This is a genomic window from Coriobacteriia bacterium (genome assembly GCA_014859305.1).
Lineage (GTDB): Bacteria > Actinomycetota > Coriobacteriia > Anaerosomatales > Kmv31 > Kmv31.
Map to the genome: position 1 here is coordinate 18,063 of JACUUM010000027.1, position 17,026 is coordinate 35,088.

The following is a 17,026-nucleotide window of genomic DNA, read 5'->3' on the forward strand; positions in this document are numbered from 1 at the left end:
CGGGTCGCTCGTGCCGCCGCCCGGGATGTCGGCCTGCCGCCCGCCGCTCGCGGGCGCTACTCCCCTTCGCCGGAAGAGCCTACCACAACGCTTCGAACCGCACCCGCATCGTGCTATGGAAGTAGTACGCCGAGGTTGCAAGAAGCGGTCGCCTTAGCCTATGCTAAGTCGCGGCGGAAGCAGGCACCTGCGGAAGGGCACGGCCGAAGGGATCGCGAGATGGCGAGACGCAAGAGGCACCGCCGCGGGGCACGCGGCGGAGGCGGCTACGGTGCGGGTGGCGTGCACCGCCACGGCGGGTCCGGCGGAGGCGGCGCCGGCGAGGGTGCGCCGATGACACTCGACGCTGCCTGCCGAGGGGAGCGGCTGGTCGTCGAGTCCGTGCGGGACGAGGCCGCGCGCGTGCACGCCATCCGCTTCGGCATGTGCGCGGGCGCGGAGCTCACCTGCCTCACGCGCATCCCCGGCGGCCCCGTGGTCGTGATGTGCGGCCGTCAGGAGATCGCAGTCGGGCGCAAGCTCGCGCGGTGCATCCACGTCAGCCGCTGCGCCGCGAGGGCGGGGGAGGTGACGTAGATGGCCCATTGTCACATCGAGGCCGGGGGGCCGGTCGGCTCGTGCGCGCGCACCGTCGTGCTCGCCGGCAACCCGAACGTGGGTAAGTCCGTCGTCTTCAACGCTCTGACCGGCACGTACGTCGACGTCTCTAACTTCCCCGGCACCACGGTCGAGATCAGCCGAGGGACGCTCGGCCACGCCGAGATCCTCGACACGCCCGGCGTCTACGGGATCTCGTCCTTCAACGACGAGGAGTCCGTCGCCCGCGACGTCATCCTGGCCGCGGACGCCGTCGTCGACGTGGTCGACGCCGTGCACCTCGAGCGCGACCTCTTCCTGACGCTGCAGCTCATCGACGCCGGGCTGCCCGTGGTGGTCGCGCTCAACATGGCCGACGAGACGCGCGCCGCCGGCGTCGCGATCGACCGCGACCTGCTGGAGGACCTGCTCGGCGTCCCGGTCGTCGAGACCGTCGCGGTGGAGGGCCGCGGCATCGACGGCCTTCGCGCGGCGATCGCAGGAGCGCGCGCCGGGCACGCGGACCCGCGGCTCGAGGGCGAGCTGCTCGAGACGGCGGCGCGGGTCGGCTCGCGTGCCGAGGCGCTGCTGGTGCTCGAGGGCGACGAGGTCGTGGCCTCGCGCCACGGCATCCCGCCCGGGGAGGCGCGCGAGCGCATCTACCTGGCGCGGCGCGAGCGTGTCAACGACATCGTAGGACACGTGGTCAGCGCCGAGCGGCGCGGCGCGTCCCCGTCCGTTCGGATCTCGCGCGCGATGATGCATCCCGCCACCGGCCTGCCGCTGCTGGCCGCGCTGCTGGCCGCGATGTACGTCGTGCTGGGCCAGTGGATCGCCGGCGGGGTCGTCGGCGTCACCGAAGAGACGATCATGCAGGGCTACTGGGAGCCGTTCGTGCGCGAGCTCCTCGGCCGGCTGTTCGCCGAGGGCTCCGCGGCCTTCACGTTCCTCGCCGGCGAGTTCGGCGTGCTCACCATGACGCCGACCTACCTCTTCGGCGTCATCCTGCCGCTGGTCACCGGCTTCTACCTGCTGCTCGCGCTGCTGGAGGACTCGGGCTACCTGCCGAGGATCGCCGCGCTCTCGGACCGCGCGCTGACCTCGCTCGGGCTCAACGGCCGCGCCGTCATCCCGCTCATCCTCGGCCTGGGCTGCGTGACGATGGGGACGCTCACCACCCGCGTCCTGGGCAGCAAGCGCGAACGCGTGATCGCGACGGCCCTGATGGCGATCGCCGTGCCGTGCTCGGCGCAGATCGCCGTCATCGCCGCGCTGATGGCGCAGGTGGGCGCGGGCTACGCCGCCGCGTACTTCGCGGTGCTGCTCGCTGTGTTCGTCGGCATAGGCACCGCGCTCGACCGCGTCACGCCCGGCGCCTCGACGCACCTGCTGATCGACCTGCCGACGCTGCGGCTCCCGCGCCTCGACAACGTCGTGCGCAAGAGCTTCGTGAAGGTCTACCGCTTCATGAAGGAGGTCACCGTCTTCTTCCTGGTCGGCGCGGCGGCGATCTCGGCGCTCGAGATCAGCGGCGGGCTGGCGGCGATCCAGCGGGCCTCGACGCCGCTGGTGGTCGGCTGGCTGCACCTGCCCGCCGAGGCGGCCACGGCGTTCGTGATGGGCTTCGTCCGGCGCGACTTCGGCGCCGCGGGCTTCTTCTCGATGGAGCTCACCGCCGTGCAGCTGCTCGTCGGCATGGTCACCATCACGCTGTTCGTGCCCTGCATCGCCAGCGTCATGGTCATCGCCAAGGAGCGCGGCTGGCGCTACCTCGCGGGCGTGTTCGCCGGCTCCATCGGCGTGGCGTTCGCTCTCGGCGGGCTGCTCGCGCGGCTGGCGGAGGTGGTCTAGGTGTCCCGCGCGAGGCCGGCCGTTCGCGCGAGGGGCGCCGTCCCCGCTGAGGACCGAGCGGCCTGCGCGGCCGGCACCGGAGTTGCGACGCCCTGTCCGACGTGCGGGTTCCCTTCGGCGGAGATCCGCTGCCCGCGCTGCTTCGCGCTGAAGGTGCGCGGCTGCTCGGGGAGTTGCGGGAGCTGCCCGGCAGGGGGCCCGCGGGGGCGGGTGCGCGTGCCCGCACCACGGCGAGCGCTCGAGGAGCCGAGCAGGAAGGGGTAGCGCCCCTCGCCGTCCTCCCGACGGATCCCTCGCGACGCGTCCCTCCCGATGCGGATCCCTCGCGGAGGGTCTATCCTTGCTCCTGGAAGGGGGGCCGAGATGGACTCGACCGCGGACGGCTCCAGGGACCTCGGCGCGGCACGGAGCGCTCTCGCGACGTCGCGGCAGGCGCTGCTGCGGCGGCCGAACGTCGTCGCCACCGGCGTCGGCTACAAGCAGGTGGAGGGCGAGAGCACCGGCGAGGTGGGCATCGTGTGCTCCGTGACCCGCAAGCTACCCGCGACACAGCTCGCGCCGGGGGATCTCGTCCCGTCCGAGGTCGAAGGGGTACGGACCGACGTGGTGCAGACCGGTGTCATCCGCGCCCTGGACTGGGAGCCGGCCGCGCAACCGGACGAGCCGGGGGATCCGAAGCGGAGGCATCGCCCGGCGCCGGGCGGCGTGAGCGTGGGGCACGTCGCGGTCACCGCCGGCACGCTGGGCTGTCTGGTCCGTCGCGGCGGCGAGATCCTCATCCTCTCGAACAACCACGTGCTGGCCGTCTCCAACGCCGCCTCGCCAGGCGACACGATCCTGCAGCCGGGCCCGTACGACGGCGGCTCGGACCCCGGCGACGCGATCGCGCTGCTCGATGCGTTCGTCCCGATCCGGCTCGCCGAGGGGCCTTCGTCATGCCCGCTCGCCGCGGGCGCGGCGCGCGCCCTCAACGCGCTCGCGCGACTCTTCGGCAGCGACACGCGCCTGCGAGCGGTGAGCCTCGCCGCCCCCGAGAACCTCGTCGACGCCGCCCTCGGCGCTCCGCTGGACCCCTCGCTCGTGTCGCCGGAGATCCTCGGCGTCGGCACGCCGCAGGGGGCCGCGTCCGGCGAGCTGGGCATGAGAGTCCGGAAGAGCGGGCGCACCACCGGGCTCACGGAGGGGCGGATCGAGCAGGTGGACGTCACCGTCGACGTCACCTACGGCGAGCGCACGGCGCGCTTCGCCGATCAGCTGATGGCGGGCGCGATGAGCGCCGGCGGCGACAGCGGCTCCGTCGTGCTGGACGGGACCGGCGCCGCGGTGGGGCTGCTGTTCGCGGGCAGCGAGACGAGCACGATCGTCAACCGCATCGAGAACGTGCTGACCGCCCTGGGGGTCGCGCTGTGAGCGCGGAGCGCACCGGCGGCACCGGCGGCCGGGGGGGCGGCGAGCTCGAGCGGGCCAGGCGCGCGCGAGAGCGCCACGCCGGACGGCTGCTCTCGCGGCCAGGGGTCGTCTCGGTCGGCGTGGGGCTGGACGACGAGGGGCGCCCGGCGGTGGTGGTGGGCGTGACCGGGGTGCGGGCGAGCGACGCCGGCCTGCCCGGGTGCATCGACGGCGTCCCGGTGCTCGTTAGGGAGACCGGGCGGCCGGTCGCCGAGGACGGGGAGTAGCCCGGGGTGAGAGCGGGCGGGGAGCCGCACGTCGAGCGGGACTCGCCGGACATGCCGGTCCCAAGGTCGCCAGCGGCTCAACTCCGGCCGTACGGCCGCTCCGAGGGGAACCGGCTCTCGAACTCGCCGATCACATCCAGGAACTCCTGCGGGAGCCGCCGCATGGTCTCGGCTGCCATCGATGCCGGTACTCCGCCCCAGAAGGCCTCCGCGATGCCGCCTGCGATGGCTGCCTGCGTATCGGCGTCACCGCCCAGCGAGATCGCCAGGCGTATCGCGCCTTCCACGTCCGAGGAGTCCAGGAACGCGGTGATGGCCTCGGGCACCGAGCCCTGGCACGAGACGTCGAACGAGTAGCCAGGCCGGATGTCGTCGACGCTACGGGTCAGGTCGTAGCCCAGCCGTCGGGTCACCTGGGCTCGGATGTCGTCCTGCGTCTCTCCGATCCGAGCAAGGTAGACCGCCAGGGCCACCGCTTGCGCGCCTCGGATGCCTTCGGGGTGATCGTGCGTGACGGCGGCGCTCTCCTCTGCCCATTCGAGGGCCTGCTCCGGCGAAGCCGCAGCCAAGCCGACCGGGGAGACCCGCATGGCCGAACCGTTGCCCCAGCTTCCGTACGGGCGGCGGGACTCGTCTCTCAGCCATCGGCGGAAGGAGCCGCCGTAACCTGCGTTCGGATACCTGTTCCCGTAGGCGTGATAGTAGGCGGCGTAGTCCCCGCCGGAGAGGATCGCGTCGGCTGTCGCCACCGTGAGGACCGTGTCGTCCGTGAACCGGCTGTAGGGGGTGAACAGCGCGAAGTCGCAGCGCTTGAGCCCGGCGCTCTCGTAGACGGAGCCGATCACGTCACCGGCGATCGCACCCAGCATCGCTCCCCCTGCCTGAACCGTCGCGAGAACGCCGTCGCCTCCGGCTCATGCCTCGATCAGCCACGTCTTGCCTTGCCTCCGCGCGCCGGACTTGAGTGCAGCAAGGAATCTGGATAGTAACCGGTCGCTCATCAAGGCTTGCTTCACCGGCGGCAGGCCAAGGAACCCGCCGACGAACGCACGGACGAACTGGTGGCTGATACGCCCCGGGTCGTCGAAGAGCTGGTTCTGCAGCGTCCCTCTTTCGAGGCTTGCCAGGATGATCCGTTCGAACGTCGTCTCGGGGTGGAGCACTCGCTGCTCCCTCTTGACCAGCCTGATCGCGCCCTTGTTACAGCTCAATGAGCAGACCCCGCAGCCCAGGCAGAGGGATTCGTCCACTCGTGGGTCCCGGGACCTTCTGCTGGCAGGATCCATGGTCTCCGCCATGCTGATCGCATCGACGGGACAGGCCTTGGCGCACTTCTCACACCCGGTGCACTTCTCTTCGTCGATACGCGAGATGTAGGTGGAGGTGACGATCGTGTTCGGGAAGCCGTGTCGGCTGACCCCGAGCAGCATGTTGCAGCAACAGCCGCAACAGTGGCAGATGAAGCCGACGTTCTTCCGTACGTTGTCCGCGCTCAGGACCAGCTTGAGTTCCCTGGAGCGGGCGAGGTTCTCCAGCATCTCGGACCTGGAGACCTCCCTGGCCATGCCATGCCGGGTCAGAAGCTCCGCACTCGAGCCGAAGGAGGAACAGGTCTCCAGCGGCACATCACAGCGCTTCTCTCCCGAGTGGAGCTTCTCGTGGCGGCACGAACACAAGCCGATCGAGAACCTGTCCGAGTGCTCGACGATCGCAGTGGCCTTCTCGTAGTCCAGGATCTCCACACTGCTTGCTTCGTCGATCGATTCCTCGTGGGGCAACACCCTCAGGGCGGAAACCTTCTCGCCGTGTTCGAGGTTCGCTTCGTAGAAGGCATCTCCGTTCATGTAATCGTGGAACAGCCTGGCCCATTCCGCGTACTTGAGTTCACCCCTGGTGCGCATCATGGTCATCTCGAATATCCCCACGATCAGGGGAGCGGGGGCGTAGCGATACCGATCCTCGACCCAGACGTCGAAGACCAGCCCCTTCTCGCACAGTCCCTCGAGGGCCGAACGCAATTCGTCTCGATCGATGCGCGTGGAGAGTGCCACCTCATCGAGAGTAGAGAGACCGAACGGCATCCGGACCAGGACTTCCGCCTCTTGCGGCGTGTAGAGTTCCTTCAGGATCTCGTGGAGAGTCTGGCTCCAGGGAACGCGCAGGGGGAGGCCGTCGATCTTCTTCCCGAGTCTTCGATAGATGTCCTTGGAGATGCTATGAGCCATCGCGTCTCCTTTGTACGGGTTCATTCGCTACCGATGGGCCTCTTCGCACCGTTCGCACCCATCCTTGTTGCGCCTGTCGACTCCGGCGGTGAAACGAGCACCCTCACGGCAGCTTGCCCGCGTGCCGGGACCGCTCGAGGAACACCCCGACGGCTATGGCCGCTCCGAGCGCGAGGAGCTGCACGGCGGTCAGGGTGACGAGGGCTGAGGAGTCGTGTGCCGTTGCGGCGCGCATCGCGTACCCCGCTGTGCCGGCGGCCACCAGGAACAGCACCCACTTTCCTGCCACCCAAGCGCTCTTCAGGAACCCCCATACCGTCCAGATCCCATAGGCGAGACCGAGCAGGAGGGTGGCGACCGAGGCGACCGCGCCGAGGCGCTGGAGACCGGCGACCCTCTCCCACGCCTGTGCCGACGGGTCGGGCGCGGACACCGCCAGCACGAGGACGGCGATCGCCGAGAGCGTCCACGATGCGCCTACCAGCTTGTGGGCGACCGTGAGGACGTCCGTACCCCTGTCTGAGATGCTCCTCATTCGCCATCCTTCGTCGGATGTGAGAGCGCTGAATCAACTGCCCGGCATCCCCCGGGGTGCGCGCTCACGGTCGGGATCGCTGCCTTCCGGCCAGATCCTCCTCCTTCAGTCGGAGATCGACCGCTCGTTCCTCGACCTCGACCTTCTTGACCTCCTTCACCTGTCCCAAGTAGCCGAGGATCGAGTTCCAGAAGCCCGACCCGCCGCTGGCAAGGAGGCCGAGGGCGAGAACGGGCCACACGCCGGCGGACTCAGGGAGCAGACCGGAGGGGATCAGGCTGCGGGCGAGGAACGCAGTGAGGATCCCGGCGAGAACAGCGAGGGCTTGCAGCGCCGCGCGCCTGAAGCCCTCCATTCTCGGGTCCGTCTGCTCCACTCCGAGCGGAGTGAACAGGCCCTTCACGATCTCGACCAGTCGCTCCGATGCGATGCTCAAGACGATCAGGACGCTGACGATGGACGTGAGCTCGGCGGTCATGTCTTCCTCCGTCTACACGCGGGACATCGGCTGTCCGAGGATCCGTTGCGTGCCAACGAGGCGGGCCCTCCTTCCTGCCGCGCGCGTCGATAGGGTCGGTCGCGAGCGAGGCGAGCCTCGGGCCGTGCCGTCATGCCACTAGACTACACCGCTTCTCGACGGCCCCGTAGAGGGAGCCCCCGACGCCGGTCCTGCGATTCGTACGCCGAGGTGTCCGTGCGCACGGACAGGAGGATGAAGATCGTTGGGGATAAGGCAGGGGTGAGGTCGTCTCAGGCGGGGAGGTGCGTGATGTACGCGCGGGTGAGCAGGTACGAGGTGCCGATCGACAGGCTGGACGAGGACATCCGCGACGTGGACAAGGCTGAGAAGGCGGTCTCCGGGATGCCGGGTTCGCTGGGGCTGTACTACCTGGTGGACCGGGAGAGCGGGAAGACGATGTCCGTGACGCTCTGGGAGAGCGGGAAGGCGATGCGCGACAGCGAGACGGCGGCGGATCGGCTGCGGCGCGAGACGACCTCCGCGGTGTCGGCGAAGATCGTCTCCGTCGAGCGCTACGAAGTCGTCGCGCAGCCGGCGATGGTGCCCGCGGGCCCCACGTAGACGACGGATAGGGGCCGGCTCGCCCCGCGGACGCTCAACTCGCACGGTTCTCTCATCGGAGGACGTCGGAGAGGTCGAACCGGACGGGCTCCTCGAGTTGGCTGAAGGTGCACGAGTGCGGGTCTCGGTCGGGACGCCACCGAACGAACTGCGCGGTGTGACGGAAGCGATTCCCCTCCATGTGATCGTAGCGGACCTCTACGACGCGCTCGGGTCGGAGCGGCACGAACGTCAGGTCCTTGCCGGCGCTCCACCGGCTGGATTCGGAGCTGCGAGGGGTGCGGGCCGGCGCATCCTCCTCGGCCCAGCTCCACGGATGACCCTCGAATGTGGTGACGAGCGGCTGGAGCTCCTTGAACAGAGCGCGTCGCTGCTCGATGGGAAACGCTCCGACGACTCCGACGTTCACGAGGTCGCCATCGTCGTCGTAGAGGCCGAGCAGCAGCGAGCCTACTGCTTCCGGATCGGTCTTGTACGCGCGGTACCCGGCTAACACGCAGTCCGCTGTTCGGACGTGCTTGACCTTGAACATCACCCGCTTGTCCGGCTGGTAGGTCCCCTCGAGCGGCCTGGCGACGATGCCGTCGAGCCCTGCGCCCTCGAACTCGTCGAACCACCGTTCGGCCACTTCGGGATCGGTCGTGGCCGGGGTGAGGTGGATCGGCGACCGCGCGCCGGCCAGGGCCTCCTCGAGCACCCGGCGTCGCTCCCTGAACGGCTCACCGGTGAGGTCGCGGTCGCCAAGGGCGAGCAGGTCGAACGCGACGTAGTGCGCGGGGGTACGCTGAGCGAGGAGCTTCACTCGGCTCTCGGCCGGATGGATGCGCTGCTGCAGGGCCTCGAAGTCGAGACGCCCGCGCGCGGGGTCGGGCACGACGATCTCCCCGTCGAGCACACAGCGTTCGGGTAGGTTCGACCTGATCGCTGCCACGACCTCCGGGAAGTAGCGGGCTATCGGTCGCCGGGCGCGGCTGCCGATCTCGACCTCGTCACGGTCACGGAAGACGATCGAGCGGAACCCGTCCCACTTGGGCTCATAGCCGTACCCGTCGCGGGGGACGCCCTCGACGGCCTTCGCGAGCATCGGTGCGACGTGGGGCACGATCGGCAGGTTCATGCAGGTCCATTCCCCGCCTTCGCGCGGGCGCTCGCACCTGACCTCTGCCGGATGAGCATTGCACGAGAGACGAAGCTGCGCTCGAAGCCGCGCTGGCCGGGCCCCGCCAGCGACGGGCCTGCGGCGACAGCCCCGACACCGCTCGGATGGCGGCGGCCTACGCCTACGGACTGGCCCGCAACCACCCCTACCACGACGGCAACAAGCGGATCGCTTTCGTGATCATGGCCGTCTTCTTGGGACTCAACGGATCGAGGGTCGAGGCGACCCAGGAGGAGGTCGTGGCCGTCATGCTGGAGTTGGCGGCCGGGACTCTTGCCGAAGACAGGCTGGCCGAGTGGATCCGCCAGCACTCGATAGCCCGATCTCGATGACCACGCGGTCCGGGTTTCAGTCGTCGATCGGTTCGACACCAAGTCGCTTGAGTCGCTCAAGCTTGTCCTTCATCGCCTTGAGCTCTTCGGGGGAGTGCCCCTGCCAACCGGTTATCTCGCCCGACCTGCAGTGGCTCCCGGGAGCGGTATGACTTCGTCGGATTACCCGGGTATCTCTTGTCCGTCAGATTGCGGTCGTCCACGATCGGGCCGGTCGGTTCCACAGTGTAGATCCGGCCGGGTCCTTCGCCGAGGGCCAGCTCCGCCCCCCAGATGGCTGCATCCAGGGTGCCGGTCAGGTAGACGTAGGTCGTTATCCTATCCCGCTGACCGAAGTTAGGGGGATGGCCGGGGTCGATCAGGTCTCCTGGCTTCAGGTCAGCCCGTGTGCCATGGTAGAACCGCTGCGAACTCAGGTCGTCGGTGGCTGCCACCGGCTCGCTCCCTTCATACTGCGCGGCTGCGATGCCGCGCGACGCTGTCGGTCTTGGATGGACGTGCGCTGCACCGACGACGAATCCTCCGCCCAGTCATGGCCGAGTATGCCCTCGGCACATGCGAAAGAGGAGACTGCACCTCGACGCCCCGGCGACGTACAATGGAATCGGTGAGGGACGCATCGATATCCCAAGCGGAGAAGAGAACGGGGCACCCGAATGTGCCCAGCGCTCGCTCAAATGGCCGGGCAACGGCCGACCGTTCGCAAGTCCGGCTAACGTCTCGGCGCTTCAGCAGCGGCGGACGTGCTCGATCGAGTGTAGCGCAGGCAGCCGTCTGCTGGATGCGCTTGTTCGATGCCGGACGACTACGGGCTCTTCAAGTTGAAGCGACGACGAAGCCTGTCGATGAGGAACGCCTCAAGGGCGGATGCAACGAATGCGTCCTGTTCGTCAACCGGAAGGATCAGCGCCTAGAGGAGCAACGCGTGGCGAGACGTATCGAGTGCCCAGAATGCGGCGAGACCGAGGACCTGCGCGGCACGCCCTCGCCGGAGGGGATCCGAATCGAGTGCGAGTCCTGCGGGCGAAGCTGGCTGCGGGACGACGAGTCGGAGCAGTGCGCGACGTGCGGCGGCACGAAGCTGGTTAGGCGGCCCTTGGCTCTCACTCAGTACTCGCGCGGAACCCAGCTCTCGATCGTGGGGGTCTCCGAGGTCCTACTGTGTGAGCAGTGCGACGCCCGCATGGTCGAGTGGTCGTGCGACAAAGCCGTCCCCGTGAACTACCGGCCTGCCGCCACGGTGCCTGGTGCCGGCGATGTGGGCAACGACGCGGGCGGCGACGTGCTCATGACCCCCTGAGCACGGACTCCTCGCTTGTCTCACCGAACGTTCTAGCGGATGAGCAGGCGTGACGGCGATCGCGTGGTTCTGGCACGTGTTCCGAGCGCCGAGTCTGCTGGACGCCCTGGTCAGGCGGCACATTACCTATTCCCAGCGAAACAACCAGGCAGCGAGTGCGGTTCCCGCCACGAGCATGCCCCCGAGAACAGCCAGATGAGTCAGGTACGACTGCCAGCCCTCGCCGAGCCACAGGCCGCGGAACAGATCGACCATCTGGGTCAGGGGCAGCACACGGGCGACGTTCTGCGCCTCCTGCGGCAGGACCTCCAGCGGCACCGTCGCGCCGGAGAGTGCGAGTGACGGAAACGCGAGCACGTTCCCCACGACAATGGCCGTCTGGGCCGTCGGCTCGATGGAGGCGAGCGTGTAGCCGAGCGCCATGAACGCGAGCGCACCGAGGCAGATTGCCGCAAAGAGCCCGAACACGTCGCCCTGAAGCCGAACGCCGAACACGATCATTCCGGTCACGAACGCTAGAGCGATGCCAATCAGTGTCATGACGAGGTACACAGTCACGTCTGCGGCGATGTAGACGAGCGGACGAAGCGGCGTAGCCATGAAGCGCCTAAGTGCGCCTGACTCACGCAGGGTCACCGTGCCGATGGGCACGGAGAAGAGACCGACCATGCCTACGACGATGGCGGCGAACACGGGCAGGTTCGCGTCGAGATACCCCATGCCGCTGAGGGACGGTTCCGGGTCATTGCCGGCGATCGCGCCGATGAACAGCACGAACAGCGGCGCGAAGGCCAGGGTGAAGAACGCGCCCGCCGGGTCGCGCAGGTAGAGCTTGGCCAGGGCGCCCGTCAGCTTGAGGTAGGCGCGCATCGCCTACTCCCGCATCTCTTTGCCGGTGAGCGTGAGGAACACGTCCTCTAGCGTGGGCTGCTCGGTCCTCATGTCGCGGAACCGAACGCCGTCACATTCCAGTGCGTCGATCACAGTACTCACCAGAGATGTCTCCCGCCCGTACACGACCACCCGTTCCCCGATCTGCTCGGCGCGGATGACGTCGGGGAGCGACTGGAGGACGTGCGTATCGATGGCCCCGTCGGCCGAGAACGCCACGCGGTACTCGGCGCCAACCGAGCTTATGAGGCCGGCCACGGTGTCGAGTGCCACGATCGTCCCCTGGTCGATGATCGCGACCCGATCGCACAACCGCTCAGCTTCCTCCATGAAGTGCGTGGTCAGGACGACGGTCTTGCCCCGGTCGCGGATGCTGCGCACGATGTCCCACATCGCCCGACGAGCCTGCGGGTCCAGCCCCGTGGTGATCTCGTCCATGAAGACCAGGTCCGGATCGTTTACGAGCGAGAGCGCGATGAAGACCCGCTGCCGTTGGCCGCCGGAGAGCTTCGTAATGGGCATACGCTCGCTCGTATCAAGCCCTACGAGGTCGAGCAGCGAACGCCAGTCCACCGAGAGCTCGTAAAAGGCTGAGAACAGATCAAGCGCCTCGCCGACCCTGATGCGATCCGGGAGCGCGGCCGCCTGCAGTTACACGCCGATGCGCTGGCGCAGTTCATTAGCGTTCGCGACCGGATCAAGGCCGAGAACGCGAATGCTCCCGGCGTCGGGACGACGAAGTCCTTCCATACACTCTATCAGTGTCGTCTTGCCGGCACCGTTCGGCCCGACGATGCCGAATACCTCACCTTCCGCAACGTCGAGCGACACGCCGTCGACGGCGACAGTCTCACCGTACGTCTTACGCACACCGTCTACCGTGACGGCTGCCAGCATCCTGACTCCCTACTGCGCCGGTTGGTCACAACACCGAGGCCGCCTAACGCCTCAGCGCATCAGCGGCCGTCTCATATCAACGTTGCCCGGGATAAGCTGCGAGCGAAGCGAGTCAGCTTGATCCCGTTGTTGGACGGACAACGATGATTCTCCTGCACCTTCCGCCGACTTGTGCGCTGATTCCGTCCCCGATCCCCCGATAGCCTCAGCTCGCTGACCGCGGTGCGCGTATCCGGTACCACCCCACGTGCTCGTAGACGCTCGACCAGAGGAATCCGAGCCCGAAGGCGAAGAGCAGCTCCTCGATCGGTATCCCCGCTATGAGCACTCCCGACAGCCCCGGCAGGTTCCAGACGAGGCGGACGTAGTCGGGGAAGACGAGCACGAGGCTGAGGAAGTACGCGAAGTACAGCGCGGTGAAGATAAGCGCGCTGCCGACCATCTTGCCGATGAGGTCGGGGCGGCAGTACAGGGTGAACAGTCCGCCGAAGAGGAAGGCGATGATCGTGGAGTAGATCGGATTGAGCGGGGTCGCGACCCAGAGTGCGGCGAACACCAGCGGCGTCGACACCAGAGCCACCGAGTGAAGGCGGTGCCTCCTCGCGCTGCGGTCGGCCATCGCGACCTTTACGTGCTCGGGCCGAAGCAGCCACTCGTAGAGGATCACGGCCAGCCCGCCGACGCCGAAGGCGAACAGCACGCTCTCGATGTCGAAGCGCGTCCGTTGCGCGAGATCGAACAGCGTCGGCGGGTTCCAGTAGGCCGGTACGAACACGGGCTCAGTCAGGCCAAGGAGTCCCGTCCACCTACTCACCATGAGCATCTCACGACGGGCAAGGGGATCCCTCAGGGAGAGGTAGACGATCGCCCAGATTCCGAGCAGCAGTAGACTCCAGATCAGGAACGCGTACTGCAATCCTCACCCCCGTCCAGCCAACTTACTGGAGTGTAGCGCTTCTGGCTCGATCCGCGTGTTCGGCGACCGGCTCTACCGTCCGAGCACGACGTCGATGCCGAAGAGCACCAGGTCGAGCTTCTGCTCCGGCAGCATCCCCACCCGGTCGGTGAGTACGGCCTTGTCGAGCGTGACGATCTGATAGACGTTCGCGACCGGCGTCGTGCAGCAACAACCCCCGCAGAAAGAGCCACCCTGGGAGTGCCGAGACGGGTATTGTCCCTGTGGCAGCGACGAGAACTGTGCGGAAAGGACAGCGCGATGCGTGAGGCGACTACTGCGACCCATATCGTCCAGGTCGGGACAGTGGGCATCTCCGTTTCCGACCAGGACCGCGCCCTGGAGTTCTACGAAGGCAAGCTCGGATTCGAAGTACGCTTGGATGGGAGCCTTGGCGACGGCCAGCGATGGATCGAGGTGGCTCCTCCTGGCGCAATCACGACTATCGTCCTTGTTCGCGCCGACCAGGGACTGGTGACGGGGGTCGATACGCAGGTACGGTTCACCAGCACAAACGTGCAGGCTGACTACGACGCCCTGCGCGATCGTGGCATCGACGTCGATCCGGGAATCCTTCAGTACCCGGTGCCGATGTTTGCCTTCCGCGACCAAGACGACAACCGGCTCGTGGTGGTGGAGCGCCCGAACGAGTAGCTGCGGCCGGGTGCCCTCTCTTCAATCGTAGCGCTCGCGGCCGTCCGCTGAATGCCGGGGTTCGGTGAATGCCCTACTGGGGCCTTCTACCACTGACGAATCCGAGGAACGCAGAGCGCGTGGGCCCGGAAGCTACATCCACGAACCCCGCCTCGCTCAGCATCCCGGGGATGGCTGACAGGTCCGCTGACTGCATCATCTGGTGGTTGACCAGAGCGAAGACGACGTGCGGAATGCCGCCGCTCGGTCGCGTGAAGTCGGTCGCGAGCAGGAGTCCACCGGGCTTGAGCACTCGTAGGACCTCCGCGAACCCTTTGCGTTTCAAGTCCTCGGGGAGGTGGTGCATCATGAGCCGGTTCATGACCACATCGAAGGTGGAGTCCCCATACGGGAGCTCCTCGATCAGAGCGACTTCGAAGGTGGCTCGCGAACCCCTCCGGCCCGCGCTCCTGCGAGCTACTTCAATCATCTCCGGTGAGGCGTCTATCCCACGGACCGATCCCGACTCGCCCACGCGTTTGGCGGCGGTGAGCGTGAGGTCACCGGTCCCGCAACCGACATCGAGTACGTGGTCTTCCGGCTCGATTCCGGCCATGTCGACGATCATGCGGCTGTTGCGGCTGTCCACACCCAAACCGAACAGCCACGAGCAGACGTCGTACCTGCGCGCATGGTGGAGCGTGGCTCCGGCAGTCCGCGGCTCGCCGCCCACTGGGTCGCTTGCATGAGCCGCAGCCATGTCCCCCCCTCTGAGGTCGGGCGTTTCACCGAACGTGTTTGCGCGTCAGCTGCGGCGGACGCTGGCTTGAGTGTAGCGCTGCTGGCCATCTGCTGGACGCGCTGGTTCGGTGAGCAGGTGTGGGCCGCGTTACGCCTCGCCCAGCTGCGCCTTGAACTCGTCGTGCCTGGACGCCGCTTCCCTCACGTACGACGCGACGAGCATGACGTCGATGTCCTCGAGAGAAGGGAAGTCCAGGTTCGAGAGGTGACTCGTGCCGCTGCGAAGGCGACGAGCCGGGTCTTCCAGCAACGTCCCGTAGAGGAACCGCAACCGGAACGGCTTCTTGTGGGCGTCGATCGCGCAGACCCAATGCCGGAAGTCGCCGCTCAGCGCGTACATGAGCATGCCATACGAGATCTTCTTGACGAGTTCGGGCCAAGCCTGCATCACAGCAGCGTCCAGCGCGGTAGCCGCTGGTGCGAATTCGGCGTCTAAGCCGGCAACGTAGGCGTCGAGCACCGGATCACTCAAGTGTCGCCTCCCCTGTCTCACCGAACGCTCTTGGGCATCAGCTGCGGCGGATGCGCGTGCAGTAAGCGTAGCGCAGGTGGCCGTCTGTCTGGATGCGCGGGTTCGATATGCCTATCTGGCCCTGAAGACGCCGCCACTCAGAGTGATCTCGACCCCGGTTGCCCTTTCCTGACTGCTCTCGATGAGACCCCACGCGCTGTCGTGGCTGTCAAACACGACGGGCAGTATATGGTAGGCGAGGGCAGTCCCCAGTACGTCTGGGATGAAGAGGTTGAGCTGCGGGGTGAACGAGTCGTAACTGTATGACGAGGCGTGACCAGCCAACCGAGCGGTCTCGCCTTCGCTTATCGCCAGCCACCGCTCTGGGTCGCCGTCGACCCGAGGCGGTTGCCCCATGAGCAAGCTCGTGGGAATCGGCGCGTTGTCGTGATTCGCGTCCTGCTCGTTCATGTCTGGGTCGTACACTGCGTGGATTGCATCGGCTACCAAGAAGCTGTCGTGGATGCGGAAGGACACGGCCGCTCTGCCAGAGAGATTGGGGCCACCGGTCATGATTCCATCGCGCAGCTGCTTGGCCTCGAGGTCGCGCCCCTCGACGGTGATCACAGTCTCGTCGGGCACGAGGAGCGGAAGCGCGTGGTAGATGGTCAACGACGATAGCTGTTCTGGAACGACGAGGGTCGTCTGGTAGATGTCAGGACCCACTCCCCCGATGCGGACGACGGAGGCGCCGCCCGACATGAAGCCCGTCGCCTCAATCGAAGCATCACCTGCCACCAGCAATCGCGGCTGCTGCTCACGCCGTTAATCGAGGCGAGGCGCATAGCGTCCACCGCTTGCTGAGGAGTAAGAGCCTGCACCATCGGCTTGGTGCATCCGGCTGAGGCTAGAGCGACGACGAGGGCTGCCGCGATCCCGAAACGTTGTGGCACTGCTCATACTCCCCAGTCGCTATGTCGAACGTTCTTAAGCATCAGCGGCGCAGAACACGCCTGCTTGAGTGTAGCGCCAGCGGCGTCCCTGGATGCGTTGGTTCGAGCGCCCCGACTCGCCTCAACGCCATAGCTCCTCCTTTGTTGCGGCAGACAGCTCTCTCGAAATCGCGGGCCTGCCTGGCGTCCTCACGGTTGACTACGCTTCCCGTTGTCCGCGGACTGCCACTCGCGAAGATCCGACAGTGCTTCGTCAGCCGAGGAAGGCGTGGCGAAGAACTTCACTCCGCTGTCGTAGAGGACTGCCACTCCGTTGTTCCCGCCTTGTTCGCCATCGGGACCAGGAATCAGCATCACCTTCACTGGCTTGCCCGCCGCCGCCTCGTCCGGCAGCGAGATTCCCGGCCCCACCTTGCCGAGTGCCTCCTGCAGAGTGACTCCTGCGTCTGGACTATCCAGAATTGTTCCTTCAGCCCAGGCCCCGCCCGATCGCGAAGCGGCGCGTGTCGCATTCGATGGAGCATCCGCTGCAGATTGTCTCGGGCTTTCGGTTGCGGAAGTACATGCAGCAAGCATCATTGCCGCAAGCAACCCCCCAAGAACAGCTGGTCTTAGTCTCATCATGGTCGTCCTCCCGTCCTCGGCCAGCGGGGGAGCCTGTCCCGTCCGCCGCCGTGCTCGCCGGAGCAATCCACTTCTCACCTGACTAG

20 protein-coding genes and 2 pseudogenes are annotated in these 17,026 nt (G+C 67.1%); 8 read left to right on the forward strand and 14 right to left on the reverse strand.

Translation table 11 applies throughout. The features are described 5' to 3' along the window. Nucleotides 1–333 precede the first annotated feature (333 nt). The 4 genes from IBX62_06305 to IBX62_06320 all read left to right on the forward strand — a co-directional run bounded on the left by IBX62_06305 (nucleotide 334) and on the right by IBX62_06320 (nucleotide 4,103). Entirely contained in the window at nucleotides 334–576 is a 243-nt protein-coding gene (locus IBX62_06305; protein MBE0476686.1) for a ferrous iron transport protein A, read from the forward strand. After that, nucleotides 577–2,427, forward strand: a complete 1,851-nt coding sequence (gene feoB, locus IBX62_06310) for a ferrous iron transport protein B (protein ID MBE0476687.1) — start codon at nucleotides 577–579, stop codon at nucleotides 2,425–2,427. 363 nt (nucleotides 2,428–2,790) lie between these two features. After that, nucleotides 2,791–3,837, forward strand: a complete 1,047-nt coding sequence (locus IBX62_06315; protein MBE0476688.1) for a hypothetical protein — start codon at nucleotides 2,791–2,793, stop codon at nucleotides 3,835–3,837. Next, nucleotides 3,834–4,103 carry a hypothetical protein gene (locus tag IBX62_06320; protein MBE0476689.1) on the forward strand — a complete coding sequence of 90 codons (270 nt, stop codon included), beginning with the start codon at nucleotides 3,834–3,836 and terminating at the stop codon, nucleotides 4,101–4,103. Before IBX62_06315 ends, IBX62_06320 begins: the two co-directional genes overlap by 4 nt. A gap of 77 nt (nucleotides 4,104–4,180) precedes the next feature. On the opposite strand, the gene IBX62_06325 is transcribed toward IBX62_06320, so the two are convergent. From IBX62_06325 to IBX62_06340, 4 genes are all read right to left on the reverse strand, one after another. Beyond that, nucleotides 4,181–4,972, reverse strand: a complete 792-nt coding sequence (locus IBX62_06325; protein ID MBE0476690.1) for an ADP-ribosylglycohydrolase family protein — start codon at nucleotides 4,970–4,972, stop codon at nucleotides 4,181–4,183. Nucleotides 4,973–5,017: 45 nt separating this feature from the next. Continuing rightward, the gene (locus tag IBX62_06330) at nucleotides 5,018–6,328 is read right to left on the reverse strand and encodes a 4Fe-4S binding protein (protein ID MBE0476691.1); all 1,311 of its coding nucleotides are present in this window, start codon (nucleotides 6,326–6,328) and stop codon (nucleotides 5,018–5,020) included. A gap of 103 nt (nucleotides 6,329–6,431) precedes the next feature. Next, nucleotides 6,432–6,863 (reverse strand): hypothetical protein, encoded by a 432-nt coding sequence (locus tag IBX62_06335; GenBank protein ID MBE0476692.1) that lies wholly within the window; start codon nucleotides 6,861–6,863, stop codon nucleotides 6,432–6,434. Between the two features lie 64 nt (nucleotides 6,864–6,927). Continuing rightward, complete coding sequence (locus IBX62_06340) at nucleotides 6,928–7,341, reverse strand: hypothetical protein (protein ID MBE0476693.1); 414 nt, start codon at nucleotides 7,339–7,341, stop codon at nucleotides 6,928–6,930. A gap of 291 nt (nucleotides 7,342–7,632) precedes the next feature. On the opposite strand from IBX62_06340, the gene IBX62_06345 reads away from it, so the two are divergent. Then, a complete protein-coding gene (locus IBX62_06345) occupies nucleotides 7,633–7,944 on the forward strand; it encodes a hypothetical protein (protein ID MBE0476694.1) in 312 nt (103 codons plus the stop codon). A 52-nt stretch (nucleotides 7,945–7,996) separates the two neighbouring features. On the opposite strand, the gene IBX62_06350 is transcribed toward IBX62_06345, so the two are convergent. Beyond that, on the reverse strand, nucleotides 7,997–9,061 hold the full coding sequence (locus IBX62_06350) for an ATP-dependent DNA ligase (protein MBE0476695.1): 1,065 nt from the start codon (nucleotides 9,059–9,061) through the stop codon (nucleotides 7,997–7,999). Between the two features lie 44 nt (nucleotides 9,062–9,105). Between IBX62_06350 and IBX62_06355 the strand changes: the two genes are divergently transcribed. Beyond that, the gene (locus IBX62_06355) at nucleotides 9,106–9,435 is read left to right on the forward strand and encodes a type II toxin-antitoxin system death-on-curing family toxin (protein MBE0476696.1); all 330 of its coding nucleotides are present in this window, start codon (nucleotides 9,106–9,108) and stop codon (nucleotides 9,433–9,435) included. A gap of 16 nt (nucleotides 9,436–9,451) precedes the next feature. Here the strand turns inward: IBX62_06355 and arr are convergent. Then, a pseudogene (gene arr, locus IBX62_06360) lies at nucleotides 9,452–9,869 on the reverse strand (NAD(+)--rifampin ADP-ribosyltransferase). Between the two features lie 491 nt (nucleotides 9,870–10,360). Here arr and IBX62_06365 point away from each other — a divergent pair. Further along, nucleotides 10,361–10,735: a hypothetical protein gene (locus IBX62_06365; GenBank protein ID MBE0476697.1), complete on the forward strand. Its 375-nt coding sequence runs from the start codon at nucleotides 10,361–10,363 to the stop codon at nucleotides 10,733–10,735. Nucleotides 10,736–10,861: 126 nt separating this feature from the next. On the opposite strand, the gene IBX62_06370 is transcribed toward IBX62_06365, so the two are convergent. The 4 genes and pseudogenes from IBX62_06370 to IBX62_06385 form a co-directional block, all read right to left on the reverse strand. Further along, nucleotides 10,862–11,605, reverse strand: coding sequence for an ABC transporter permease (locus IBX62_06370; protein ID MBE0476698.1), 744 nt, complete (start codon nucleotides 11,603–11,605; stop codon nucleotides 10,862–10,864). Nucleotides 11,606–11,608: 3 nt separating this feature from the next. After that, nucleotides 11,609–12,523 (reverse strand): annotated as a pseudogene (locus tag IBX62_06375) (ABC transporter ATP-binding protein). Between the two features lie 205 nt (nucleotides 12,524–12,728). Then, nucleotides 12,729–13,439, reverse strand: a complete 711-nt coding sequence (locus IBX62_06380; GenBank protein ID MBE0476699.1) for a hypothetical protein — start codon at nucleotides 13,437–13,439, stop codon at nucleotides 12,729–12,731. A gap of 72 nt (nucleotides 13,440–13,511) precedes the next feature. Then, nucleotides 13,512–13,766 (reverse strand): hypothetical protein, encoded by a 255-nt coding sequence (locus IBX62_06385; GenBank protein MBE0476700.1) that lies wholly within the window; start codon nucleotides 13,764–13,766, stop codon nucleotides 13,512–13,514. On the opposite strand from IBX62_06385, the gene IBX62_06390 reads away from it, so the two are divergent. Further along, nucleotides 13,740–14,132, forward strand: coding sequence for a VOC family protein (locus IBX62_06390; GenBank protein MBE0476701.1), 393 nt, complete (start codon nucleotides 13,740–13,742; stop codon nucleotides 14,130–14,132). The two genes, IBX62_06385 and IBX62_06390, sit on opposite strands and share 27 nt — an antisense overlap. Nucleotides 14,133–14,205: 73 nt before the next feature. Here IBX62_06390 and IBX62_06395 read toward each other — a convergent pair whose 3' ends face one another. From IBX62_06395 to IBX62_06410, 4 genes are all read right to left on the reverse strand, one after another. Further along, nucleotides 14,206–14,871 (reverse strand): methyltransferase domain-containing protein, encoded by a 666-nt coding sequence (locus tag IBX62_06395; protein MBE0476702.1) that lies wholly within the window; start codon nucleotides 14,869–14,871, stop codon nucleotides 14,206–14,208. Between the two features lie 129 nt (nucleotides 14,872–15,000). Further along, nucleotides 15,001–15,300: a DUF1801 domain-containing protein gene (locus IBX62_06400; GenBank protein MBE0476703.1), complete on the reverse strand. Its 300-nt coding sequence runs from the start codon at nucleotides 15,298–15,300 to the stop codon at nucleotides 15,001–15,003. Nucleotides 15,301–15,495: 195 nt separating this feature from the next. After that, nucleotides 15,496–16,167, reverse strand: a complete 672-nt coding sequence (locus tag IBX62_06405; GenBank protein MBE0476704.1) for a hypothetical protein — start codon at nucleotides 16,165–16,167, stop codon at nucleotides 15,496–15,498. A 338-nt stretch (nucleotides 16,168–16,505) separates the two neighbouring features. Then, a complete protein-coding gene (locus tag IBX62_06410; protein ID MBE0476705.1) occupies nucleotides 16,506–16,727 on the reverse strand; it encodes a hypothetical protein in 222 nt (73 codons plus the stop codon). Nucleotides 16,728–17,026 lie beyond the last annotated feature (299 nt).